A 24,567-nucleotide genomic window follows, 5' to 3' on the forward strand; every position below is an offset into this window, starting at 1 on the left:
CATTGAAAACATCCTGCAGATTACCTGCAGGATGTTTTTGTAAAGGAGATACAGATGAATAAACTTCTATTATTTATCTTGCTTGCACTCTGTGTATTCCTGCTGCTATTTCGTTTAGAAAATACGCCTCCCGCAGCGCACAGCTGGCTCACAACCGGGGATGAACGGCATCTTCTGGAAAAACAGGCCGACAAGCTTTTACAAGATAAACAGCAGCACATACAAACAATAGCAATCGACAAGCAGAAAACGTATCAGCAGATGGAAGGCTTCGGCGCCGCCATGTCCGGCTCAAGCGCATATCTGCTTTCAGACAAGCTTTCTGGTAAAGCACGTGATGCACTCTTCGCTGATTTGTTCACAGAAAAAGGCATTAAGTTATCTTTTCTTCGTCATACAATTGGCGCGTCAGATTATAGCGTCGATGCTAACGGAAATCCAGCAACCTATACATACGCCGATCAGCAAGGTCCGCCAGAAGAACCGCTGCGTTATTTCTCGACTGCGCGAGATCAAACAGTTATCACTATGCTGCAAAAAGCAAAACAGCATAATCCAAGTCTGCAAATTATGGGCACACCATGGACGGCACCGCCATGGCTGAAATACGGCGAGCAGACTTGGAACGGCTCCTATCTGGATTATACGAACCAAAACACCTATAAAATTTATGCTGACTACTTCGTTCGGTATTTGAAAGCTTACAAGCAAAAAGGACTTCCCATCGACTTTTTATCTGTGCAGAACGAGCCTTTATTTTCTACAGATGCTTACCCAAGTATGACGATGAATGCAGCTGAACAGCGTCACTTTATCCAAAACTATCTTGGACCAGCTTTGCAGAATGCTGGATTAGATACGTCAATACTGGCTTATGACCATAATTGGGACAAAGGTAAATCGTATGCAGAGACCGTATTGAACGGCGCTTCTGCATACACAGCTGGAACTGCGTTTCACTGCTATGAGGGTGACGCTGAAACCGGAAGCGACGTGCATCAGCTGTATCCGGAAAAAGGAATTTACTTTACCGAATGCAGCGGTGGTGCGTGGAGTACGGACTTTGGCAACAACTTAAGCTGGCTTATGGAAGAAGTGATCATTGGCGCAACGAGGAATTGGTCCAAAACGGTGTTAATGTGGAATATGGCGCTGGATGAAAAGAACGGCCCTGCAAATGGCGGATGTTCCAATTGCCGCGGCGTTATAACTGTTAACAGCCAAACTGGAGCTATTACGAAAAATGTAGAGTATTACGCACTCGGCCATCTTAGTAAGTTTGTTCAGCCTGGCGCTGTACGTATTAGCAGCACCCAGCTGCCGAACATACATACAGTTGCTTTCTACGATAAAGAAGCAGAAGAGATCATATTGTTAGCAGCGAACACTAGCAATAAATCGGAGAAGTTTCAACTAGCGGAAGGAGCGCATTACTTGGCCTACACGCTTCCCCCTCAATCAGCAGTTACAATTACTTGGAAAGCGTCTGAAACTAAGTAGAAATACACAAGCGGATCACCTTCGAAGCTGCGGGAAGAGAGCACCGCTTCGGAAATACACTCCGCTTTCCTGCGGGCGGCTGGTGAGCCTCTTCGTGCTAAAGCACGCAGGGTCTCACCTAGGCCTTTTTCCCGCGGGAGTCTCCGTGTATTTCCTGCGCTTATTTTAGTTACGTGGAACCAACTAAGCGCACAGGCAGAATGCGGTGCCCTTTGCTGCTGTACAGTCAGTGAGAAGGTTACTTAAGTGAAAAGATCTCAACTAGTGCAGTATTATTCGAATCTCTATAAAGCTAAACGATATTACCTCCGTCTCTGTCCTCTCCCATCAACGCTAAACTCCGCTTCAGCCATTGTATATACCCTTTTTCTCGTTCAATGGCTCTGGTAAGTACTAAATAATGGCCAAATTCGGGAGAAGAAAATTGGATGGGGGTTTTTTGTTTTGTTTCTAGTTCTGTTAGGATGTGCTCCAGTTCGCTTAATTTGTGCTGTCGGCTGTTTAATTGGTTGGAAAATAACTGCTCTGCTTCTTGCTTGTCCATGGCTGCGATAAAGTATGTTTTTAGCATAAATTCATCTTTATTGGAGACATTGACTGCTTCTACCCGCTGGATCCAATCCATTAATTCTCTGATTCCTTTGCTTGTTAACCTATACAGTTTCTTTTCTAGCTTTTCCCCTTGAATTACTGTTTCAAATTCAATTAGTTCTTCCGCTGCTAATTTCTTTAATTCCGGATAAATCTGGCTGTGTTTGGCACTCCAAAATTGCCCGAGTGCTCCCTTAAAAGCTGCTGCGATATCGTAGCCAGTCATTTTCTCTTGTTCCAACAATCCTAGAATCGCAAATTTTAATACACGCATACACGATCTCCTTCTTGATGATTTGACAGTAGTATAACACAGCGTTACGCTTAACATGTAAATAGTTACATGTTTAAACTTACACTATTAAGGGGATGTACATCATGAATCCTGATTTAGAGAAAATCGCGACACTCACTATTGATGTAGCCAAACCAGTCAGTGCTGGCCAAACAGGTCTTGGATTACGTCGGTTAATTCCCATTGAATCCGGGACAGTTACGGGAAAGATTGCAGGACGTATTTTGCCTGGCGGTGCCGACTCGCAAATCATTCGACCGAACGGACGGACAGATTTATCTGCTCGCTATCTGATTGAAACAGAAGATGGTGACGTTATTTATTTAGAAAATAACGGTATCCGCCAAGTTGACGCTAGCTATCGCAAGCGCGCTGCCCAAGGAGAAATCATCCCGCCGGAGCATGTGTATTTCCGGACGGTCCCTGTTTTTGAAACGAGCAGTGAAACATACAGCTGGCTGATGGACAAAATCTTTATCGGAGCGGCAACGCGACTGGAAAATCAAGTATTACTAGAAGTCTATCAAGTTAATTGAGGAGGAGTTAAACATGCAAGAATTTGTTGGCAGTCACATGATTTATACGTATGAAAACGGCTGGGAATATGAAATGTATATTAAAAATGAAGATACGATTGATTATCGAATTCATAGCGGCATGGTTGGCGGACGCTGGGTAAAAGATCAGAAAGTTGATCTGGTTAAACTAACAGAAGGCGTCTACAAAGTTTCTTGGACAGAACCTACTGGCACAGATGTATCATTAAATTTCATGCCAAACGAGAAAAGAATGCATGGTATCATCTTCTTCCCTAAATGGGTCCATGAACATCCGGAGATCACGGTCTGCTATCAAAACGACCACATTGACCTGATGCATGAATCCCGGGAGAAATATGAAACGTATCCGAAACATGTCGTACCGGAATTCGCGGATATTACTTATCATCATCAAGCTGGTGTAAACAATGAGAAAATTGTAGCTGAAGCACCTTACCCAGGTATGACGGACGACATTCGTGCTGGGAAATTACAATAAAGTAAAAAAGGCGGGCTGCTAAATTGCAGCCGCCTTTTATGTTTTTGCTGGTGTTCCTTGATGGAAGAGCATCCGCCAGCCTCCTGGCTGATAACGCCAAATGGAGCTGCGCAGCTGTTCATGACCCGAAGCTGTGTCGTACGTCCGGAATGTTGCTAATACAGTATCCTCAGATAAGACGCGCACATTAAAATCTTTAATAGCGAGCTGAACAGAATCCAATCCGTCTGCTACGAGGTCCTGCTTCGTGACACTGCGGCCGGACGAGCCGTGCTCCAGGAAATCATCCGTTAATAGATTGCTAATCGCTTCGGCAGATAATCTTGTTTCATCTGCTAGCAGCAATTGTTCCATTTTAAGAATTGTTTCTCTTACTTGCAGCTGTTCATCCATATTTCTGCCCCTTCCTTTCCTACAATAATACGCTTACGTCTAATCTATGAAAAGGGTTTCAAAATAATCCAAAAAAGACGCAGAAATCTCATTTGTATACAGTTATGAAAACTGGTACAGTATTAAAAAGATGAGGTGACCAAAATGGAATTCAAAAGAACGCCGCTCATAGCGGCTGTGTTGAGCTTTCTATTTACTGGCCTAGGTCAGTTTTATAATCAGCAGCATCTGAAAGGTACAATCTTTGTTCTAGTCAATCTGCTAAATTTGTTCTTGATGTGGTTTGTGGTCGGGTTGTTTACCTTTTTCATTTTTTGGATTTACAATATTTATGATGCTTATAAAATGGCGAAACGGGCAAACATGAAGCTTGCTCGCCAAAAAGGGCAAGTAAAGCCCTCTCCTAACTAAGACAGCTGTCCGATCTGACAGTTGTCTTTTTAGATAGAGACAAGGGTATGATGAAATGCTTCATAAGTGTTTGCCTCCAGCAAACGCTGTACATGATCAGGATGCTCGATAATTCGAACAAGCTGCTGATACATACTGGTAAAATCTTCTTCGCTATCTTTTTGAATGCATAACAGACAGACAAATCGCACCGGCTTGCCGGACCAGTCGATGGGTTTTTTCAAGGTGCAAACGACCCACAACGTTTCCTCCACTTGCGCTTCCATTGGATGCGGAACAGCTACCAAGTTGCCAAAACTAGTCGGCGCCACTTTCTCTCTTTCGTACACGGCTTGAAGAAAACCTTCTCCTACCTTCCCATCCAAACGTAGCATTTCCGCCATCTGCGCAAGCACTTCTTCCTTACACGTATATTCCTGCTGAAGACGTACGTAAGCCGGCTGAATATAGCGTATTTCTTGTCCGGATTTAAAAAAGGCTTTTAACTTCTCAATTGCTTGCGTATCCAAGATGACTGGCACTTGGATAACTGGCAATGGCGAAACATCCGTCTCCACCGGTACAGTGCTGATTACCACATCTGCGTCCCAGCTCTTGTTCGAGATTAATCGGTAGTATTCAATCGTATCAACGATTTCTAATTTATCTGGAAAAAGAGATTGTAATTTATAACGCAGCAACTGCGCGCTGCCATGTCCCGTGGCACAAACCAGTAAACATTTTGTTTTCCGTATCTTTTGCTGCACTCTCTCCAAAGCCGCGCCAATGTGCAGCGCCAGGTAGCCAATCTCCTCTACTGCCAGCTGAATCCCCATTTCCTCCTCCACTGCACACGCCCCGATGACTGCCGCTTCAAATGCAAGTGGATAATGCTGCTTAATGTCTTCCAATAAAGGATTCCGAACATTCATATCATACAAATGCCGATGAATAGCCGGCTTGAGATGCACCGCCAAGCCATGAAGCAATTCCAGATCATGACGAAGGTCCAGCTTCGTCTTCTCATGTATTCTGGCTACAATTGCTGCTGCTAAATCCGACATTCCCATATACGTCTGCATTTTCCCTTGTACCCCGTATTTTGTACCCATCAAATGAATTGCCATATACGCCACTTCTACTTGCGGAAAAAACAGATGCAGTTCTGCCTCCAGTGCAGCAGTGAGTTGCGCCGCTTCCCGAAACGCCGGCTGCTGGATCATATCCTGCATCTCATCAGGAGCAAGCTCTACATATTGTTCATCTCTGATCCTTCTACAAGCAATCGCAATATGTGTCACCAAGTTTTGAACCGCCACATCAGACAACGCGAGTTGCTTATCGTTCACAAAACGGTGCACGATGTGATGGACAGCTTGAATCTCACTTTCTGATATTATCGTATCGGGCAAATTGTAACCATTTTGCCACCCTGACTGATGGGAAAAGAATGCCGACAAAAAATAGCGCTTCTCCGTCTCTGTTCCTTTAATTCGAATACCGTACTTCGGTCTTTTTTCTAAATCCAGCCCCGCCTTCTGCAGCAGATTCCTCACTTGTTTGAGATCATTTTGCACTGTCGGAAAACTAACAAATACTGCGTGTGCCAAGTCTTCCATCTTCTGATAACTGTCAGACAAGAGCAACAGCTGCAGCAGATGGTTGACTCTTTCCGCTGGTGTCTCCACTCTTGTATACAGACGCTTCTGCCTTTCTTGAATTTCTTTCTGCAAGTACTGCTGAAATCGCTTTTCGTCCGCAACAATCAGCTTATAACCTTGTCCTCTAATTGAAGCGATGACCGCAATCTCCTCAGCAAGCTCCTGCTGCAGCACCTTTATATCGGAGCGAATTGTCCGTTCCGAGACTGCTAATTTTTTTGCTAGTTCTTCCGCTGTTTTTATGCTTGCTTCAGAAGCTAGGAATGTTACTACATCTAAAAGCCTTGGCTGCAGCATAAGCCACACCTCCATATTCACATGCTATGCAAAAAAGGCGATCAGTTGACCGCCTTTAAAACTTCCTTAATCGCGAGCTGCAGCTTGTTTTGCTAATGCTTCGTGCAGATGAATGATTTCTTCTGCCATTTCTCTGACCGTCATGGCATTCATCAGATGATCCTGCGCATGCACCATCAAAAGACTTACCTGTGATTGCTGTCCGCCTGCTTCTGCGGTGATAAGTTCTGTTTGAATATGATGTGCCTCATTGATTGCTTCTTTGCTTTGCTGAATTTTCTGCTTTGCATCTTCAATCTTCTGCTGCCTTGCCAGCGTCATAGCTTCCATTGCATAACTGCGGCCATCACCGCCATGTAAAATTAACTGAAATGCTTTCTCTTCTATATTCATCGCTGCCTCCTTTGGCTGCTATATGGATTGTTTACTCGTCTGTTTTCGTTGCAGCCAGTTCACGTTGTCTCGCTTCCTCTTCCTTGATTTGATTTTTCTCCAAAACACGGAAGAAAGGGTAATAAACCGCCATGGCAATCACCAAGTTAATCAGCTGCAGAACAGCCCCTGAAATCTTTCCGCCCGTTGCCAAATATCCCGATATTAATGGCGGCATCGTCCACGGAACAACGATACCTGCAGGTTTTGCTACGAGTCCGGTACTCATGCCAATATATGTTGTGATAACCATAATGAGCGGTACGGTAATAAATGGGATAATCATGAGCGGATTCAGTACAATCGGCAATCCGAAAATGATTGGTTCATTGATATTGAAAATTGCCGGACCAGTCGCAAGTTTACTAAGTTGTTTATTTTGCTTCAGCTTCGCTCGCCAAATCATAATCAAAACTAATCCGATTGTTGAACCTGAACCGCCGACATGAATGAATACTTCAAAGAATTGGGCAGTGAATATATGCGGCAACTCTTGGCCTGCTGCAAAAGCTGCTGCGTTTTCAGCAGTTGCTTTCAGCCAGATTGGCGACATAATACCACCTACAATATTCGCACCATGAAGACCGCAAACCCAAAGCAGCACAATCATCAACTCTGCAATAAAACTCCCGATAAAGGATGAACCAACTAATGTAAGCGGCGATCCAATTACCGTTGCAATCAAATTATGGATATCGCCAAATGATGTCGCTTCAATTAGCAATCGAATCAGCCAAACAAGGATGATAACAGCAAATCCAGGAATAAGTGCTATGAATGACCGAGATACCGCTGGCGGCACACCGTCTGGCATACGGATAACGATATTTCGTTTCACAATAAAGCGATATACTTCTGTCGCAAGCATGGCTACCAGCATACCGACAAATAGTCCGCCGCTTCCGAGCAAGGACACCGGCACGAAGTTAGCTGCAGCACCATCTACTTCGAATGGGCTAAATGGCGTTGCCAGCAAAAAGGCAGCCAAAGCGATGGCACCAGAAGATAAGGGATCTACGCCATCTGATTCATAAGCTTGCGCCAGTCTGTACGCGATACCAAAACAAGCAAAAATCGCCATCACATCAAAGGTAACATTTACCGGATATTGCAGCTTCGTGTTCCATGAGTCACCGAAAATATTCGCCATAAAATCGGCATACCCCGGAATAGGAAGGTTTCCAAGAATAAGGAATAAGGAGCCAACAATTATTAATGGCATTGTCAGGATAATACCATCGCGCAGTGCCACGAGATGCCGCTGTGCAGCCAGTCGGCCGGCAAACGGCATCACTTTCATTTCAAGAAAGTCATTGAATTTGCTCATGCTCTTCACCCCTTCTTCGCAACAAGCGACTCAGCATGATGCAGCACATTCTGTCCATTACCAGTTCCATAATCTACACTGTTGATGACCTCCACTGGAATCCCGCGTTCTGCGCCTGCCTTTTTCATTTGTGGCAGCATATAGCGGATTTGCGGTCCAAGCAGCAACACATCTGCTTGGTCAATATGTTTTTTCGCCTGATCAGCGGATACAGCTTGAATGTGGTAACCTTTTGCTTCAGCTTCTGCAGCTTTCTGCATTTTGGAGACAAGCAGACTAGTAGACATGCCAGCGGCGCAAACAAGTAAAATATTCATTTCGTTATCCCCCTTTTTGTTCTTGCTTTTACTATACGATGAAAGCGTTTACATTTCCTGCTAGTCTTTTGCCGTTTCGCAACGGAAACATATTTAAATACAAAACACCAGCATGCAGTTTTCGCAGCCGGTGTTCTCCTATAATACTTTTATATCCAATAATTGTGCTAATTCTGTACGCAAGCTTTCTAATTCACTAATTCCTTTAAAGTTAGCGAGTAACCCTTGAATAAGCAGCTTCTTAGGTTCCTTTCCTCGCATCTCTTCTTGAATTAACTCCACTACCCCTTGGAGTTCTTCTAATTCACTATGTTCAGGACCGAGCTTCAAGATGACAGCTTGCATCCGGTGCAGCACTTGCATGACTTCTTGTTCTCTTAACTCTTTCTCAAAAACTGAGGATGCAACAGGTGTATCTTCCGTGACTAGCGGTTCTGACTTCCGCTTCAGCAAACCAGCCACCATATCATCCATTCGTTCCAGGATGTACGCTGCCGTCCGATCCAAATCAAGCAGCAGTCCGTCAAGCAGCATATCGCCAATAAACTGATACAGCATGCCTTCCAATAGAATTCGCAAGTCTTTTAAATAAGGCTTACTTGCATCCCCATACACATCTAATAAATCTAATTCAGTCTTCCGTCTGCCCGTCTCCCTCACTTCAAGGAAAAACAGCTCCATTTCTTTTCCTATATCTGAATCAATCTCATGCCGCTGCATGACAATAAAATTTCCCCGTTTGACCATTTCCCGCATAATCGTAGCAAGCTTCAATTTTGCTTTATCACGGCTATTGTGCATAACTTGCTCATCTACTTTTTCAATTTCCTCGGAAATTAAACGAAAATGATACCGAACAATCTCTGCCAGCAATTCGTCCTTTGATTTAAAGTAAGAATAAAAAGCACCTTTAGAAAGTTTGCTTGCCTCCGCAATTTCTTGAATGCTGGCAGCATGATACCCTTTTTTAGCAATAATCTCGGTTGCACGTTCAATGATGATTATTTTTTTCTCCTGCATATTGCTGTCCCTTTCGACTGACCAGTCGGTCATGATGTATTAAAAGTTCATAAACATTTCATTAAGTCTATGATAATAGCATGAAATAAGCTATTAATCTTTATTATAAACCTGTTATAATTGTTGCATTAACTGGGTGATACTACTATAGTATAGAGGAAGAATGACCAGTCGGTCAAATAGGGAATAGAGGAGCTGAACCGTGAGAAAGTTTATCAACTTTTCGTTAAAAAACAAAGTTGCCGTATGGTTGCTGACCATTATGGTTGTCGTGACGGGTATCTATGCCGGCACGAATATGAAATTGGAAACACTGCCTGATATCAGTGTTCCGGTACTCTCTGTAACCACTACATATCCTGGCGCACCGCCAGAAGAAGTATTGGAAAATGTAACAGAGCCGCTTGAACAGGCGGTACAAAGCTTGGATGGTGTAGAGAACTTAAGCTCCACATCCATGCAAAACGCTTCCACTATTCAATTAGAGTACGCGTACTCGAAAGACTTGGATGAAGCAGAAACAGAACTTAAGGACGCACTGGAAAAAGTGCAGCTTCCAGATGATGCAGAAGAACCAGCAGCATCACAGATGAGCTTTGACGCTTTCCCAGTTATTACGTTAAGTGCTTCCAACAGCAATCAAAGCATTGAAGAATTGACACAAACAGTTGAAAGAGACTTACAGCCTGCACTAGAAGGCATTGAAGGCGTCGGTTCTGTAGGAATCTCCGGACAGCAAGTGCAGGAAGTACAGATTACGTACGATGAAGATGCACTAGCTGAGAACGGTTTAACACAGGATACAGTCGGCCAAATTATTCAAAACAGCAGTGACTCTTATCCGCTTGGACTGTACCAATTTGGAGACAGTGAAAAGAACGTCGCTGTTGATGGAAACATTATTAATCTAGACGATTTGCGCAACCTAGAAATCCCGTTAACTGGCGCGGCAAGCGCACAGCAAGCAGCGGGTGCACAAGGCGGGCAAGCAGCCGCAGCTGCACAAGCTGCACAAGCACCGACTGAACTTCCAACTGTTCAGCTGCAAGATATTGCAGAAGTGGAAGTAGTTGGCGAAGTGGAATCCATCTCTCGTACTAACGGAGAAGATTCCATCGGGATTGACATTACAAAAGATCCAAACGCCAACACAGTAGAAGTTGTAAATGCTGTAAAAGATCAAATCAAGCAATTTGAAGAAGATTATGATGGATTGAGCATCACATTAACGATGGACCAAGGAAAACCGATTGAGGACTCTGTCCATACAATGGTGAACAAAGCCCTCTTTGGAGCTATCTTTGCCATTATCATTATTCTCTTGTTCTTGCGCAATATCCGTTCTACGATTATTTCCGTCATTTCGATTCCACTATCGATTTTAATCGGATTAATCTTCCTCTTTGCAATGGATATCAGCTTGAATATCATGACATTAGGTGCCATTACAGTGGCGATTGGACGGGTAATTGATGACTCCATTGTTGTAGTGGAGAATATTTACCGACGTATGTCCTTAGCAGATGAAAAACTGCGCGGAAAGGAATTAATTATCGATGCAACACGCGAGATGTTCATCCCGATTCTTTCCTCTACTGTTGTTACAGTAGCCGTATTCCTGCCGCTTGGGTTGGTAGAAGGACAAATCGGAGAATTGTTCCTGCCGTTTGCATTGGCAGTTGTATTTTCACTATTGGCATCCTTACTTGTTGCCATTACCGTTGTACCAATGGTCGCTCATACGCTGTTCCGCAAACGTTTGGATCGCGGTATTACAGCTGAAGAAGCGAAAACGTACCAGCACAAAGAAGAAAAACCTAGTAAACTGGCGAACTTCTACAAGCGAATCCTGAACTGGACGTTAACACATAAGATTATTACATCTGCTATTGCAGTTGTTTTACTAGTCGGCAGCTTGTTCTTAGCCCCAGTCATCGGTGTCAGCTTCCTGCCAAGTACTGGTGAGAAGATGGTAGTAGCATCGTATTCTCCAGAACCAGGCCAAACACGCGAGGATATTCAGGCAATCACAGCGGAAGCCGAAGACATGCTGCTTGATCGCGAAGGAGTAGAAACACTTCAATATACAATTAGCAGCGGCGGAAATCCAATGGCAATGTCAGCTGGTGACTCTGCGCTCTTCTACTTGGGGTATGAAGATGACTTTGAGGATATCCAAGCAGAGACAGAAGCAGTTGTTGAAGAGCTGCAAGGAATGACAGATCAGGGCGAGTGGGGATCAATCGACATGACAGGTACTGGCGGCAGCAGCGCGCAGTACTACGTGTATGGTGATAGTGTCGAAGATATCCAAACTGCATCACAGCAGATCATGGACGTTATGGAGAACAATGACGACTTAACGAATGTCGATTCGGATGCTTCCGAACAATATGATAAATATACAATTGTAGCCAATCAGGAAGAACTGGCAACACTTGGTCTGACAGCAGCTCAAGTTACCGGCCAGCTTACCAATATTGGCAGTCAGCCATCACTTGCAACCATTCAAAATGAAGATGGCGAATCATTGGATGTTTATGTCCAAGTAGCGAACGAGTCATTTGAAAATAGAGAAGACCTAGAGAACACAACCATCCAGACTTCCCTAGGTACGGAAGTTGCTTTGAACGAAATTGCAGAAATTGAAGACGGCCAGTCTCCAAATACATTGCAGCGCCGTGATGAAAAACTTTATGGTACGGTATCTGCCGATATTAAGAGCAGCGATGTGGCATCCGCTACTGCAGCACTGCAAGCAGATATTGATGAATTGGAACTGCCAGATGGCGTCAGCATCGATCAAGGCGGAACATCTGAGCAGATTGCCGAATCATTCAAACAGCTTGGCCTTGCTATTCTAGCAGCCATTGCGATTGTGTACTTTGTTCTTGTGCTGACATTCGGCGGAGCACTTGCACCGTTAGCAATTCTGTTCTCCTTACCGTTTACGGTTATTGGAGCACTAGTAGGATTATTTATCGGCGGCGAAACTATCAGCGTTTCTTCCCTAATTGGTGTGTTGATGCTGATTGGTATCGTTGTTACAAACGCAATTGTGCTCGTTGACCGGATTATTCATAAGGAAAAAGAAGGCCTCACGACTCGGGAAGCAATTCTCGAAGCCGGTGTTACACGCCTTCGTCCTATCCTGATGACAGCCATCGCAACAATCGGTGCACTAGCACCACTTGCCTTCGGATTTGAAGGCGGCGGTTCGGTTCTTATTTCCAAAGGACTAGGTATTACCGTTATCGGCGGTCTCATCAGTTCTACCTTGCTGACACTTGTTATCGTGCCAATCGTGTACGAAATGACAACACGCTTCAGCCTGCAAGAGCATCATAAAGCAGAAAGACAGCGCCGCAAGGAAAGAAAACAGGCAAAAAAAGATGAATAACTAAACAGAAAGGCCTGCAGTGCATCACTGCAGGCTTTTCCTTTATATGGAGGTAAGGATAATGAAAAAGAAGAAAGATCGTATTTTGTATACAGATGCACCTGACTCCCTTAATTTCCTGCAGTTTGTCCATAATTATGCCAAGCAAGAAAGACACTCATTTCCACAAGTTCCAAATAACCCATGGAAAGTACAAGAACCAAAAGTACTCATGCCGATGCTAAAACAGCTATGGAACGAAACACTTCTATCACCTATCCCCTCCATACATATGTACAATCATAAAGAAGATTTTCAAGCACTCTTTTATGATGAAGATAGCTTTAACAGCTGTTTGGAAACTTTCCAAGCATGGTGGGGAAACATGGTTGGAAAGATGGCCGTTGAACGGTATCTCGGGATTCAAAATGGCAACTCTTTGTACACCTTTTTCAAAAGATAATCTTGCCATACATCTAACATATGAAAATGACATTCTAGGTAACGCTTCGGTCGATGGCCGTATTGTACTGACGTTAAGAGAAACACTCATACAAGAGGAAATGCTGCGCATTGTGCAAGAGCGCTTCGTCTGACTTCTCCTTTGCACTTTCACCTGGCCTTAAAGAATAGGTTGGGACAAAACTAGATTAATTCATCCTAAAAGCGAACGATGACTAGATCCATACTTTTTAATGCAGCCCTCTAACGGCTGTTGCTCTCCGAATCTAGCTGTTATCGTCGGACAAGAATGGCATTTGAAGTAGACGCCGACAAGAAAATTGCTTCTTATTTTCGAGGAGTCTACGTATTCTATCTACACGAGTGAAGACTTCTATAACAAAAATCAGCGTAGGAAATACACGGAGACTCCCGCGGGAGGAAGGCTAGGGGAGACCCCCGCAGTGCGTATTTTGCACAAGGAGGCTCCCCAGCCGCCCGCAGGAAAGCGTAGTGTATTTCCGAAGCGATGCTCTCAACTAAATTCCCAATGCAAAAAATCCAAACAATGCTGCATTTAATTGCAGTATTGCTTGAATTTTTATATATCTTAAACAGTTATGTCTCAGCCACGCTTTCTAATGAGGCATTTTAAATCAAGTGCTTCACACTTATTTATTCTTTTTCCTGATTCCTTTTCGCTGTTAGCAAACTCACAACAGTCATCACCACGAGATTCACTACCAACGCAATAATCCCCGTATTTACATCATTCCATGCTCCTGACAAGAATGGGAATAAATCCACTAGTGTAGTATGCGTCAGCGTAATATATGCGACCGTAGCTAATCCAGCAAGAATCCCTGCGCCTGCGCCGTACTTGTTGACGAAGTTCTTTTTCCCGAGACTAAAGAACAACGATGGAGCCAGCTGGGTCATTAAGCTGTAGCCCATTAAAATAATATTGGACAATGTTGCTCCGCCATGCAGGGTGAACAGAACAGCGACTAAGCTGACAACAGGAACAAGCAGCCGTGCTAGTTTCCCGATGGTTTGTTGTGATGATTTCGGAGCAAATACGTTATAAATGTTCTTTGCTAGTAATGTGGCTGTGCTCATAATCAGCAAAGAACCAGGTACTAAAGCTGTCAGTAAACCCGCTCCTCCTATCACGCCAATCACCCAAGGATCAAAGGTTTCCATAGAAATCCGGATTAAGGCAAGATCCACATCTTCTCCTTCCAATCCAGGCACTGTTAAAATGGCGGCGGTTCCTACGAAAAAGACGAACAAAAGCATGAGTGTATACAGCGGGCTGATGATCGCGTTTTTTCGGAATACACGTGCATTTTTCGCCGTGTACGTCGAACTGAATACTTGCGGCCACATGTAAAATCCTAAAACAAGCAGCAAGACGGTCGAAATAACCCAAGTGACGCTGTTGCCATCATCCGGGAACCGCAGGAAGTCTGGATTGGCTGTGTGAACCGCTTCGAACATTGGCTGAAAGCCGCCAAAATAATGTAACGGCAAATAGATACCAAGAAAACAAATAACAACGACCATTACAATATCTTTAATCAACGCAGTCCATGCTGATCCGTGCACGCCGGAAAGCATGACGTAAATCGTTAAACTGATGGCGCCAATCCATACAGCTGTTTCCATGGAAATAGCGCCGTACGAAGCTTGGGACACGATAATTCCTAAGCCCTTTAGCTGTACGACGATAACAGGTATCATGCCGATAACGCCAACTAATGCAACGAGCACGCCAAGATACGGGCTGTTGTATTTTTTCACAAAAAAGTCAGACTGTGACACCAGCTTGTGTTCTTTTGCATACCGCCAAATGACCGGTAACAGCCAGTACGAGACAACATACGACAAACAGATATACATTAGTACATATAATGCTGGTGCTCCTTTTCCGTATGCCCAGCCGCTGCCGCCAAGGAAAGAGAACGTTGTATATATCTCTCCTGCCATGAGCAAGAAGACGAAGATAGCACTAAACCCTCTTCCACCGACTGTCCATTGCTCGAGGTCCATCTGTTTTCCTTTGGTAGATCGAATGCCTAAGAAAACAGCTAACAGCAGAAATCCTAATATGATAATAAGTGCACTATTCATTGTTCTTCATCCTCTTTATTTCGTGGGTCCAGCTTGTAGATAACAGCCAGAATAATACTAGTAAGTACAGTCCATAAAACAATCCAAAACATAACAAACGGCATGGACAGTACAAATGGCTCCACTCTGTTCACGAGAGGAAGAAATCCTAACATCCCGACAAAAGGCAGGATCGTCAGAAAATATAATCGTTTCATGATGTGATCACCTTCCAAGATAATGAGAACCTATAAAGTTCATGAAGCTATCATATGCTTTCTTTCGACAATTAGCAAAGACCTTATCTGCATGAAGGCATAAAAAACAGAGAAAACCGAAATTCGATTTTCTCTGTATCGTTTACTAGATATGCATTAAACAAAGAGATCCATAATCAATACGCCGCCAAAAGCAACAAATGCGAGAATCGTTTCCAGCACGGTCCATGTGCGGAATGTCTCTTTCACCGTTAAGCCCAAGTATTCTTTGACCATCCAGAAACCGGCGTCATTGACATGAGATAACATAAGAGAACCTGCGCCCGTTGCAATAACTAGCAACTCCAAATTCACACCGCTCATATGCGTAATGATTGGCGATACAATGCCTGCAGCTGTTGTCAGCGCCACCGTTGCAGATCCAGTTGCGACCCGAATCAGACCAGCAACAAGAAATGCTAGCACAATTGGAGAAAGAGATAAATTCGTCGACATTTGGGCGATTGTGTCACCAACACCACTGTCGATGAGTACTTGCTTGAATCCGCCGCCAGCTCCGATAATTAAGATGATAGAACCGACAGGCAAGATGCACTCTTCTGTCATTTTCTTTAATCGATCGCGGTCCATTCCCTGACGGAAGCCAAGGAGATAATAAGCGAAAAAGACAGCAACCAATAATGCTACTAATGGACTTCCAATGAAAACGAGCAGTTCTTCAGCCAAATTAGGCAGCCACCGCAAATACGGACCAATCGCTGACAAAATCATGAGTAACACCGGCAGCAAAATAACAAAGAAACTAATGCCTGTTCCCGGCATGCTCTCCGGCTGCGTCACTTTAATGAGATTCGGCTCGCCTTGCGGAATAACTCGCTTTTGCACCCATTTTGCAAATACCGGACCTCCAAGAATACCAGCTGGTATCGCAATAATAAGGGAATACAATAACACCATGCCTAGATCTGCTTCATAAATACTAATTGCGGCAAGCGCTCCTGGATGCGGAGGCACAAGGCCGTGCACGATTGAAAGACCCGCTATGACCGGCAAAGAAATCAGCAAAATGTTTTGCTTGGTCGTTTTATAAATACTAATCACCAGCGGTAGTACGATTAAGATACCTACTTCAAAAAAGACCGGGATTCCAATAATAAAACCGGCTAAGAACATAGCCCACGGCAATCTTTTTGGTCCAAACTTCTCGACAAAGAAATTCGCTACTTGATTACCAGCGCCAGAATCGGCCATCATCTTACCAAGTATTGTTCCTAATGCCAGAATGCCGACAAGGTGGCCAAGCACGCCGCCGACTCCGGTTTCATAAGCTTTTACAATTTCATCAAATGAAAGACCTGCCGTAATGGCCAGGAAAAGACTTGCAACCGTTAAGCTGATAAACGCATGCCATTTGAAAACCGTAACACCAATAATAACGATAATGATAGCTAATAAAGTCATAGATAAAAGATAGATATCCATCTCGTTTTCCCCTCTTCTCTGTTGTATAAGCGCTTTCATGCCTTAAAGCAGAGAAAGCCGCATTATTGCAGCATTCTCCGCTGGAAATCAGCAATTCGTGCATATTCTGTTTCGAAAGTCCGAGACAACTGAATATAAATGCTCATCAGCTCTTGATAAACATCTACACATTCTGGATTTGGCGTATGGTGGTGTGTGTGTCCAATCATGTCATTGACAACAGCAAATGAATCGATATCACCGAGGCTGTACAAACCAAGTACTGCCGCTCCGAGACAAGAGCTTTCATAGCTTTCCGGAATATGCACATCTTGGTTAAAGATATCGGCCATCATTTGTCTCCACATGCTAGAACGCGCGAAACCGCCAGTTGCTTGAATCTTTTTCGGACTGCCTGTCAATTCGGTCAACGCTAACAGTACTGAGTAAAGATTGAATAAAACACCTTCCAGAACTGCACGGATCATATGCTCTTTCTTATGATGCAGTCCCAGTCCAAAGAAGGAACCGCGGGCATTCGCATCCCAAAGCGGGGCGCGCTCTCCGGCTAAATAAGGGTGGAATAACAAGCCATCTGATCCTGGTTTTACGAGTGATGCAATCTGGGTGAGCACTTCATACGGATCAATACCGAGCCGTGCCGCCGTTTCCGTTTCGGCTGCACCTAGCTCATCACGTACCCAACGAAGTACAACACCGCCATTATTGACCGGACCGCCAACGACCCAATGATTCTCTGTCAGCGCATAACAAAAGATACGGCCCTTTGGATCTGTTGTAGGCTTGTCTGTAACGGCTCGAATAGCTCCGCTTGTTCCGATGGTGACGGCTACAACGCCTTCTTCTACTGCACCTACCCCAAGATTGGACAAAACACCGTCACTTGCCCCGACGATGAACGGCGTTTGCCGCAGCACGCCGAGTTCTTCTGCCATCTGTTCTGTCAGACCGACGAATTGATACGTCGTTGATACCGGTTCGGATAGCTGATTGGCGGTAACACCAGCAACTGCTAGCGCTTCCTCATCCCAAGCGAGCTTCTCCAAGTTGAACATGCCTGTTGCAGAAGCAATTGAATAATCGACTTTATAGCTGCCGAATAGCTTGAAGAACACATATTCTTTTATGGAAATGAATTTAGCTGTTTGTTCGAAAACCACTGGGTGCTCTTCTTTTAGCCAGCGCAGCTTCGACAGTGGCGCCATTGGGTGAATCGGTGTGCCAGTACGCTCATAAATACGATGACTGTCTGTTTCTTCCTTGATTTGCTCCGTCCATTTTGTTGCTCGGTTATCAGCCCAGGTGATACATGCTGTGAGCGGTTTATGGTTGGCATCGACAGCAATCACGCTATGCATGGCAGAACTAAAGGAAATGCAGCGTATCGCTGCCGGGTCCACGCCGCTAATACGGATTGTATCTTGAATGGTGGAAATGACAGCTTGGTATATTACTTCCGGATCTTGCTCAGCTGTTTCCGCTGTTGGCGAATGCAACGGATATTCGATACCTTCCTTTGCAATTACTTCACCAGTTGTTGTGAACAGGACGGCCTTCGTACTCGTCGTCCCCATATCTACGCCGATCATATAGGAAGCTTGCAACTTCTTCCCCTCCCCTTTTGTTAGCGTTTCACCACTGCGTGACCGCCGAATTCATTTCGCAATGCTGCGACTACTTTTCCAGAGAACGTATCTTCATCTAATGAGCGATAGCGCATCATAAGTGACATCGCGATTACAGGTGTTGCTGCTTGCAGCTCAAGTGCTGTTTCGACTGTCCATTTACCTTCACCAGAAGAATGCATCACACCGCGAATGGCATCAAGATTCGGATCTTTGCTAAATGCGGATTCAACGAGTTCCATCAGCCAAGAGCGAATAACTGAACCGTTGTTCCACACTTTCGCAACATGCTCATAATCAAAGTCAAAATCACTTTTTTCTAGTACTTCAAAGCCTTCTGCAATCGACTGCATCATGCCGTATTCCACGCCGTTGTGGACCATTTTCAAAAAGTGGCCGCTTCCGCTTTTGCCAGCGTAATGATAGCCATTTTCCACACTGATTGCTTGGAAGATTGGTTCAATTGTTTTGAACACTTCTGCGTCTCCGCCAATCATCGTGCACACGCCATGACGCGCTCCATCTGTTCCGCCGCTTGTCCCTACATCAAAGAAATGAATACCATGTTCAGCAAAAGCTTTTGCACGTTCTACCGATTCTTTGTAGTTGGAGTTTCCGCCGTCCATCAGAATATCTCCTTCCGATAGATACCCCTTTAGCTCTTCCAGCACTTTTTCCGTGATTTCTCCAGCAGGAACCATTGACCAGATTATCTTCGGGCTTGGCAGCTTATCCGCTAATTCTTTCAAAGAAGCAGCTGCTTCTCCCTTTGTCTCAGCAAATTTTGTGCGCGCTTCTTCATTTACATCAAAAGCAACAATCTCAAAATTATTGTCTAGCAAGTTCAAACCAAGATTGAATCCCATTTTTCCAAGACCGATTAATCCAATATGCATGATATATATGCTCCTTCAAAATAATTTTCAATTTATGATACCATAATAAGAAAATAATTTTCATATTGCAAGCGATTACAGTAAATTAATGCTATACTACTCCTAACAATTAAGACGAAAGCGAGCTGATTTTCTTGGCACAGCAAGGTTTAGCGGGCATTCGCTCTCACTACCCGAGACTAAGTGATAAAGAAAAAAAGATAGCCGATTTCATACTCAAACAGCCCGAAACAATCGTACACCAGACAATTAGCCAAGTAGCCGACCACTTAGATGTAGCAGATGCTACAGTATCCCGTTTTTGTAAGCGCATCGGTTACAAGGGCTATCAAGCATTAAAAATTGCATTAGCGCCTGAAATTATGGCACCGAATGACATGCTGCATGAAGATATTACAGACAGTGATGACGCAAGAATGGTAGCTGAAAAAATTTTTCAATCCAATATACGAACGTTGGAAAACACGTTGCAAGTACTCGGTGAAAAGGAGCTTGAACAGGCAGCCGAACTGCTACTTCATGCCAATAGAGTAGAGTTTTATGGCTTTGGCGGGTCCAATACGGTCGCAATGGATGCGTACCATAAATTTGTCCGCTCAGGCGTACCTGCTTTCGCCTTTCCTGATGGTCATTTGCAGCTGATGTCTGCTTCCCAGCTGTCTGCTGAAGATGTCGCTTTTATCTTTTCTCATTCAGGTGCCAGCAAAGACGCTTATCAACTGCTTCAAACAGTGAAGAAATCCGGAGCCAAAACAATCGCCATTACCGGCTTTCCAAAATCGCCTATCGGCCAGCAAGTAGACGTTGCATTACATACAAGCTCCGAAGAAACAGCTTACCGATCGGAAGCACTTGCTTCCCGCATTGCACAGCTAAGTATTATTGATGCTTTGTATGTCGCAGTTATTATGCGCCAAAAAGACAAAGCCCAAGCATCCGTAGAAAAAGTTCGGAATGCAATCGCTGCAACAAAAATGTGACCCTTCGGAAACAGGACAGGTCACATGAAAAAGTGCGGGAGTATCTGCTAATAGTACGCATGGAACGTTATCTCTATCAAATGACTTTCAGTAAAACAGCATCTATAAAAGAGCAAGCGCTTCCGTTCTTCAGGAGGGATGATGTTGCAACGAGAAAACATTGGCATTCTAGTACCTCTCATCATTGCTTCTTTCTGCTAGCACTTTTGAAGTCTATTATGAAAAGTAAGCCGTACAACGGAAATAGGAGTTCAAGTTTTCATGATGCAAAAAATCCAAACTCTTCTGCTATTAACTGCAGTAGTGTTTGGATTTTTTATAGATAAAACAAGATTCATATTATGCCCTTTTAAAACAGTTCTAAATCAATCCTTCCCTCTGGTCATCAAATCCAGCAGCAGTTGAAATTTCTGCATCACGTCTGTCATATCCAGCTGAAGCGCTTCATTGATTTGATTGATTCGGTAGTTGACTGTGTTTGGATGAACAAAGAGCGCTGCCGCAGTTGGCTTGATTTTACAGTTATGCAGCAAGTATAGTTCCAGCGTCTTGAACAATTCTTTTTTATCATTCGGATCAAGTCTTCGTATCTTTTTTAAATCTTCGCTTTCATAGCCAAGTTCCTTGTTTTTATCGGCAATGGCTTGCAGATAACGGCAAACATGCAAATCCTTATAATACAACGGTACTGGCCGATGCGTGAGTTTTATCGCTTGAATTACTTCTCTAGCTTGTGCGGCGCTCGTTAACATATCAATTGAATCTTGGTAAACACTGCCGACACCGCTAAGAATACAAGCTCCTTTGTCCTTCGCATAATCGCGAATCCTTTGAATGACTTCTCTGGCTAATGTTTCGATTGGTGCATCAGCTTGCTTACCGCCATGAACGATTAGTAATGTATCATCCTTAATCAGCACATGATGTAATTTATCCTCTAGCTGAAGCGATGTTTGTGCGACTTGCTGCAAATCATACAGCAGCTTCTCATCCCATTGCGGCAGTTCAACAGCCGCAACAGCAAAATAATCTGGCAGGACGACACCAAACTCCTTTGCCCCCCATTCTAAATCAGAAGAGCGCTTATACAAATTATTGAAAATATTTCGATAAAATTGATCCTTCTTTTCCTCCTGCTTCAGCTTCGATTTTTGGATGTCATAGATGAGCCGACCGATATGGAAAGAAATCTCGTAAAGAAAATTAACATCTGATGCAGACAACGGCTGCTCCATCTCCTGAATCCAGACATAACCCATGACACGTTCTTCATGCTTTGCGCTTACCACAATCCTAGTATTTAACCCAATCTCCGGCATCGCTAAAACAGTGAAAGGACGTTCGTAAGTTTTCAGCTTGTTAACGATCCCCGCTTCAATAAATCTTTCATAAATAGGCAGTGTCCACTTCTTTGTGAATATTGTCTGCTGATTTGCATCATCAAAATGATGTACATAGTGCGAATTGTACGCTAGCAGCGTATAATCAGCACTCTCAACGATCACTGGTCTTTCCAGCTCAAAGCTTAGTAAATCGATGACAGCATCCAAATCGTTGATGGATAAAACACGATCGAATAACTCCATAACTCATTTCCCCTAAGCATTTTCTTCTATCATAACGGACTCCATACATTTTGCCTAGTCTCTTCCAATTTTTCCATGTGATATATAAATATTATTACTAAATTTAATTAGAAAGCGTTATCTTCTTGTTTTATAAAATTTATAGCTAAAATGTACTACATAATCCCTTCTTCCTACCGATAATAATGTGTAGCCAGTAATACAGCACAGAGAGGAATAAAGTATAGATATGGAAGAAACAAAAAAGAGAGGTAATTTCTTTACCCGAAAAATTTTACGCAAAATCATTTACCCGATTGTTGCGATGTTTATTTTATCAGGACTCGTAACCGCCTACTTCGGTTACCAATTCAGCCGCACGACGATGTTGGAATCTCAAACAGAACAAATGAAAGATCAAACGGTTGTACAGCTAAACAGTATTTATGACTTATTCCTTGAGAATATAGAAAATAGTCTGGACAGCATTAGTAAGATGCAATCACTACGAAATAACAATATGGACCGATTGGGTGCAACATTCGAAAGTTATGCAAAAGATAATGACAATATCGAATCCATTTTCTATCAGCCAATGGAAGGTGAAATGCTATCTTATCCAGAAGCTACTCTTCCGGAGGATTTCGACCCAACAACACGGCCATGGTATAAACTTGGTTTAGAGTTACAAGAAAACCCCGGCTACACTGACCCATATGTATCAACAACCACCGGCGAACAAGTTGTCGATGCAGTACAGCCTATCTTTGACAATAACAACGAGTTAAAAGGAATGCTGATTGTTGAATTTAGACTTTCTTCATTAAAAGAGCTTACCGAGCAAGTGCAAGTAGCAGAGACAGGCTATGCTGTTGCTTTTGATTCATCAGGTCACTTCCTATCTCATCCGAATGAAGAGTATCTAGGAACAGATGCGACGGAAAATGAGTTCTGGGAAAAAATGATGGCTTCAGGTCGCTCTGGAATTGTCCATTATGAATTCGAAGGCGAAGATCGCGCATTAGCCTTCACAACGAATGACCGTACTGGTTGGACAATTGCAGCAATTGTTCCGACAAAAGAATTCAGCGACTTAGCGAGCGGGATCATCCTGCCTCTTTTAATCACTGTACTCGTCGTTCTTGCTATAGCAATTCTTGTTACCTTCTTCGTTGTTAACTCTGTCGTACGACCAATTCAAGTACTTCGAGATAAAATGAAGCATGTAGAAGATGGTGACCTGACTGTTCGAATGGAAACAAAATCAAATGATGAGATTGGCGATCTATCAAACAGCTTTAACACAATGATAGGCAACATACACGACATGATGCACCATAACACGGAGATTTCTGCAAATGTTCAATCTGCATCCCAAGCTTTGTCTGCTAATGCCGAAGAAAACGCCGCAACGTCTAGTGAAGTAGCAGCAACAATGGAAGAGATTTCTGCTGGAACACAAAGCTTAGCAGAAATTATGGAACGCAATGCTGTTGCAACAGAGGCTCTATCTCAGAATATCAAACTAGTAGATGCACACAATCAGCAAGTGTATGAAGAAGCGCTTGTCATGACAGAATCCGCTAAAGTAGGCGGATCACAGATGCAAGACTTGATTGAGCAATCGAAGGATGCAATTGAAGCTACTGGTAAGATCGAAGCAGCAGTCAAAAGTCTGCAGCAAAAATCCAGCAATATTGGCGGTATTGTGAATACTATTACCGACATCGCTGGACAAACGAACTTGCTCGCTCTTAATGCAGCAATTGAAGCAGCGCGTGCTGGCGAAAGCGGCAAAGGCTTCGCTGTTGTAGCAGATGAAGTTCGCAAACTAGCTGAACAAACGGAAACAGCATTGCGAGATATTGCAAGCATCGTACAAGAGATTCAATCAGAAACAGCCGAGACAGCAGCATTTGCCTCTAAAACAGGTGATGTAGTAAGAGGACAAGAAACGGCTGTTAATAGTACAAAAGAAATCTTTATTCAGATCCAAGAGGCAATCACCCACAATATGGAGCTGACTGCTCAAACGAAGGAAGAAATGAAATCCATGATGGAGCGAGAAGCAACGCTTGCTACCAATACGGGTGAAATTGCAGCAATCAGCCAGGAAACGGCAGCCGGCACAGAAGAAATAACGGCTTCTGTAGCGGATCAAAGTCACTCTATGGAACAATTGAAAGAACTGGCAGAGAAGTTAGAAGCAGATTCTAATACGCTGCAAGAGCAGCTGCAGCAGTTTAAATTGTCATAAAAGAGATCTATAAAAATCCAAACAATACTGCAATTATAGCAGCATTGTTTGGATTTTTTGCATTTGCATTGGAAACGAAGATGAGAGCATCGCTTCGGAAATACACTCCGCTTTCCTGCGGGCGGCTGGTGAGTCTCCGTGTATTTCCTACGCTGTTTTTTGTTATGTGATACCTTCACTCGGGGAGGTAAAATACGTAGACTCCTCGAAAATAAGAAGCGATTTTCTTGTCGGTCTCTTACTTCAATTGCTATACCTGTCCAACGGTAACAGCAAGAGTTGAAGAGGCAGCGGCCGTCGGAGGAATGCAGTAAAACAGTAGGCATGTATGAATCGTTCGCTTTCAGGATG

General features: G+C 43.7%; 20 protein-coding genes and 1 pseudogene. 8 read left to right on the forward strand and 13 right to left on the reverse strand.

The annotated features are described in order from the left end of the window. Positions 1 to 54: 54 nt before the first annotated feature. Complete coding sequence (locus tag KS242_RS13585) at positions 55 to 1,500, forward strand: glycoside hydrolase family 30 protein (RefSeq protein ID WP_217321823.1); 1,446 nt, start codon at positions 55 to 57, stop codon at positions 1,498 to 1,500. 292 nt (positions 1,501 to 1,792) lie between these two features. Here KS242_RS13585 and KS242_RS13590 read toward each other — a convergent pair whose 3' ends face one another. Continuing rightward, positions 1,793 to 2,365: a PadR family transcriptional regulator gene (locus KS242_RS13590; protein ID WP_217321824.1), complete on the reverse strand. Its 573-nt coding sequence runs from the start codon at positions 2,363 to 2,365 to the stop codon at positions 1,793 to 1,795. Between the two features lie 101 nt (positions 2,366 to 2,466). On the opposite strand from KS242_RS13590, the gene KS242_RS13595 reads away from it, so the two are divergent. Both KS242_RS13595 and KS242_RS13600 read left to right on the forward strand, forming a co-directional pair. Continuing rightward, the gene (locus KS242_RS13595) at positions 2,467 to 2,922 is read left to right on the forward strand and encodes a DUF3237 domain-containing protein (RefSeq protein WP_217324165.1); all 456 of its coding nucleotides are present in this window, start codon (positions 2,467 to 2,469) and stop codon (positions 2,920 to 2,922) included. A gap of 13 nt (positions 2,923 to 2,935) precedes the next feature. Further along, positions 2,936 to 3,424, forward strand: a complete 489-nt coding sequence (locus KS242_RS13600) for a phenolic acid decarboxylase (RefSeq protein ID WP_217321825.1) — start codon at positions 2,936 to 2,938, stop codon at positions 3,422 to 3,424. Positions 3,425 to 3,460: 36 nt separating this feature from the next. On the opposite strand, the gene KS242_RS13605 is transcribed toward KS242_RS13600, so the two are convergent. Next, positions 3,461 to 3,817 (reverse strand): nuclear transport factor 2 family protein, encoded by a 357-nt coding sequence (locus tag KS242_RS13605; protein WP_217321826.1) that lies wholly within the window; start codon positions 3,815 to 3,817, stop codon positions 3,461 to 3,463. Positions 3,818 to 3,961: 144 nt separating this feature from the next. On the opposite strand from KS242_RS13605, the gene KS242_RS13610 reads away from it, so the two are divergent. Continuing rightward, positions 3,962 to 4,228 carry a hypothetical protein gene (locus KS242_RS13610; RefSeq protein WP_217321827.1) on the forward strand — a complete coding sequence of 89 codons (267 nt, stop codon included), beginning with the start codon at positions 3,962 to 3,964 and terminating at the stop codon, positions 4,226 to 4,228. A 29-nt stretch (positions 4,229 to 4,257) separates the two neighbouring features. Here KS242_RS13610 and KS242_RS13615 read toward each other — a convergent pair whose 3' ends face one another. The 5 genes and pseudogenes from KS242_RS13615 to KS242_RS13635 all read right to left on the reverse strand — a co-directional run bounded on the left by KS242_RS13615 (position 4,258) and on the right by KS242_RS13635 (position 9,261). Beyond that, the gene (locus KS242_RS13615) at positions 4,258 to 6,165 is read right to left on the reverse strand and encodes a BglG family transcription antiterminator (protein ID WP_217321828.1); all 1,908 of its coding nucleotides are present in this window, start codon (positions 6,163 to 6,165) and stop codon (positions 4,258 to 4,260) included. Between the two features lie 66 nt (positions 6,166 to 6,231). Further along, positions 6,232 to 6,558: a PTS lactose/cellobiose transporter subunit IIA gene (locus KS242_RS13620; RefSeq protein ID WP_217321829.1), complete on the reverse strand. Its 327-nt coding sequence runs from the start codon at positions 6,556 to 6,558 to the stop codon at positions 6,232 to 6,234. A 31-nt stretch (positions 6,559 to 6,589) separates the two neighbouring features. Further along, complete coding sequence (celB, locus tag KS242_RS13625; protein WP_217321830.1) at positions 6,590 to 7,924, reverse strand: PTS cellobiose transporter subunit IIC; 1,335 nt, start codon at positions 7,922 to 7,924, stop codon at positions 6,590 to 6,592. Positions 7,925 to 7,929: 5 nt separating this feature from the next. Next, positions 7,930 to 8,256 (reverse strand): annotated as a pseudogene (locus KS242_RS13630) (PTS sugar transporter subunit IIB); the annotation flags it as partial. Positions 8,257 to 8,379: 123 nt separating this feature from the next. Further along, positions 8,380 to 9,261 carry a TetR/AcrR family transcriptional regulator gene (locus tag KS242_RS13635; protein ID WP_217321832.1) on the reverse strand — a complete coding sequence of 294 codons (882 nt, stop codon included), beginning with the start codon at positions 9,259 to 9,261 and terminating at the stop codon, positions 8,380 to 8,382. A 202-nt stretch (positions 9,262 to 9,463) separates the two neighbouring features. Between KS242_RS13635 and KS242_RS13640 the strand changes: the two genes are divergently transcribed. Next, complete coding sequence (locus KS242_RS13640) at positions 9,464 to 12,661, forward strand: efflux RND transporter permease subunit (RefSeq protein WP_217321833.1); 3,198 nt, start codon at positions 9,464 to 9,466, stop codon at positions 12,659 to 12,661. Between the two features lie 61 nt (positions 12,662 to 12,722). Continuing rightward, positions 12,723 to 13,103, forward strand: coding sequence for a hypothetical protein (locus tag KS242_RS13645; protein WP_217321834.1), 381 nt, complete (start codon positions 12,723 to 12,725; stop codon positions 13,101 to 13,103). A gap of 653 nt (positions 13,104 to 13,756) precedes the next feature. Here the strand turns inward: KS242_RS13645 and KS242_RS13650 are convergent. From KS242_RS13650 to gnd, 5 genes are all read right to left on the reverse strand, one after another. Then, complete coding sequence (locus tag KS242_RS13650; RefSeq protein ID WP_217321835.1) at positions 13,757 to 15,214, reverse strand: sodium:solute symporter family protein; 1,458 nt, start codon at positions 15,212 to 15,214, stop codon at positions 13,757 to 13,759. Next, positions 15,211 to 15,411 carry a DUF3311 domain-containing protein gene (locus tag KS242_RS13655; protein ID WP_077307385.1) on the reverse strand — a complete coding sequence of 67 codons (201 nt, stop codon included), beginning with the start codon at positions 15,409 to 15,411 and terminating at the stop codon, positions 15,211 to 15,213. Before KS242_RS13655 ends, KS242_RS13650 begins: the two co-directional genes overlap by 4 nt. A 156-nt stretch (positions 15,412 to 15,567) precedes the next feature. Then, positions 15,568 to 16,893 (reverse strand): GntT/GntP/DsdX family permease, encoded by a 1,326-nt coding sequence (locus tag KS242_RS13660; RefSeq protein WP_217321836.1) that lies wholly within the window; start codon positions 16,891 to 16,893, stop codon positions 15,568 to 15,570. A gap of 62 nt (positions 16,894 to 16,955) precedes the next feature. Then, positions 16,956 to 18,482 carry a gluconokinase gene (gntK, locus tag KS242_RS13665; RefSeq protein ID WP_217324166.1) on the reverse strand — a complete coding sequence of 509 codons (1,527 nt, stop codon included), beginning with the start codon at positions 18,480 to 18,482 and terminating at the stop codon, positions 16,956 to 16,958. A gap of 35 nt (positions 18,483 to 18,517) precedes the next feature. Beyond that, a complete protein-coding gene (gene gnd / locus KS242_RS13670) occupies positions 18,518 to 19,414 on the reverse strand; it encodes a phosphogluconate dehydrogenase (NAD(+)-dependent, decarboxylating) (protein ID WP_217321837.1) in 897 nt (298 codons plus the stop codon). Between the two features lie 134 nt (positions 19,415 to 19,548). Between gnd and KS242_RS13675 the strand changes: the two genes are divergently transcribed. Continuing rightward, positions 19,549 to 20,394 (forward strand): MurR/RpiR family transcriptional regulator, encoded by an 846-nt coding sequence (locus KS242_RS13675; RefSeq protein ID WP_217321838.1) that lies wholly within the window; start codon positions 19,549 to 19,551, stop codon positions 20,392 to 20,394. A gap of 365 nt (positions 20,395 to 20,759) precedes the next feature. On the opposite strand, the gene KS242_RS13680 is transcribed toward KS242_RS13675, so the two are convergent. Then, complete coding sequence (locus tag KS242_RS13680) at positions 20,760 to 21,980, reverse strand: PucR family transcriptional regulator (protein WP_217321839.1); 1,221 nt, start codon at positions 21,978 to 21,980, stop codon at positions 20,760 to 20,762. Between the two features lie 229 nt (positions 21,981 to 22,209). Between KS242_RS13680 and KS242_RS13685 the strand changes: the two genes are divergently transcribed. Next, a complete protein-coding gene (locus KS242_RS13685) occupies positions 22,210 to 24,216 on the forward strand; it encodes a methyl-accepting chemotaxis protein (RefSeq protein ID WP_217321840.1) in 2,007 nt (668 codons plus the stop codon). The last annotated feature ends 351 nt before the right edge of the window (positions 24,217 to 24,567 follow it).

It is taken from the genome of Terribacillus sp. DMT04, assembly GCF_019056395.1.
Taxonomy (GTDB): domain Bacteria; phylum Bacillota; class Bacilli; order Bacillales; family Amphibacillaceae; genus Terribacillus; species Terribacillus aidingensis_A.

What these genes read in the sequence shown, in the direction of transcription:
- KS242_RS13660 (WP_217321836.1), bottom strand. Translation starts at nt 16,893, where the DNA reads ATGGATATCTATCTTTTATCTATGACTTTATTAGCTATCATTATCGTT.
- KS242_RS13655 (WP_077307385.1), bottom strand. Translation starts at nt 15,411, where the DNA reads ATGAAACGATTATATTTTCTGACGATCCTGCCTTTTGTCGGGATGTTA.
- KS242_RS13605 (WP_217321826.1), bottom strand. Translation starts at nt 3,817, where the DNA reads ATGGATGAACAGCTGCAAGTAAGAGAAACAATTCTTAAAATGGAACAA.
- KS242_RS13610 (WP_217321827.1), top strand. Translation starts at nt 3,962, where the DNA reads ATGGAATTCAAAAGAACGCCGCTCATAGCGGCTGTGTTGAGCTTTCTA.
- KS242_RS13650 (WP_217321835.1), bottom strand. Translation starts at nt 15,214, where the DNA reads ATGAATAGTGCACTTATTATCATATTAGGATTTCTGCTGTTAGCTGTT.
- KS242_RS13635 (WP_217321832.1), bottom strand. Translation starts at nt 9,261, where the DNA reads ATGCAGGAGAAAAAAATAATCATCATTGAACGTGCAACCGAGATTATT.
- KS242_RS13685 (WP_217321840.1), top strand. Translation starts at nt 22,210, where the DNA reads ATGGAAGAAACAAAAAAGAGAGGTAATTTCTTTACCCGAAAAATTTTA.
- KS242_RS13620 (WP_217321829.1), bottom strand. Translation starts at nt 6,558, where the DNA reads ATGAATATAGAAGAGAAAGCATTTCAGTTAATTTTACATGGCGGTGAT.
- KS242_RS13645 (WP_217321834.1), top strand. Translation starts at nt 12,723, where the DNA reads ATGAAAAAGAAGAAAGATCGTATTTTGTATACAGATGCACCTGACTCC.
- KS242_RS13600 (WP_217321825.1), top strand. Translation starts at nt 2,936, where the DNA reads ATGCAAGAATTTGTTGGCAGTCACATGATTTATACGTATGAAAACGGC.
- gntK (WP_217324166.1), bottom strand. Translation starts at nt 18,482, where the DNA reads ATGATCGGCGTAGATATGGGGACGACGAGTACGAAGGCCGTCCTGTTC.
- KS242_RS13615 (WP_217321828.1), bottom strand. Translation starts at nt 6,165, where the DNA reads ATGCTGCAGCCAAGGCTTTTAGATGTAGTAACATTCCTAGCTTCTGAA.
- KS242_RS13585 (WP_217321823.1), top strand. Translation starts at nt 55, where the DNA reads ATGAATAAACTTCTATTATTTATCTTGCTTGCACTCTGTGTATTCCTG.
- celB (WP_217321830.1), bottom strand. Translation starts at nt 7,924, where the DNA reads ATGAGCAAATTCAATGACTTTCTTGAAATGAAAGTGATGCCGTTTGCC.
- gnd (WP_217321837.1), bottom strand. Translation starts at nt 19,414, where the DNA reads ATGCATATTGGATTAATCGGTCTTGGAAAAATGGGATTCAATCTTGGT.
- KS242_RS13590 (WP_217321824.1), bottom strand. Translation starts at nt 2,365, where the DNA reads ATGCGTGTATTAAAATTTGCGATTCTAGGATTGTTGGAACAAGAGAAA.
- KS242_RS13680 (WP_217321839.1), bottom strand. Translation starts at nt 21,980, where the DNA reads ATGGAGTTATTCGATCGTGTTTTATCCATCAACGATTTGGATGCTGTC.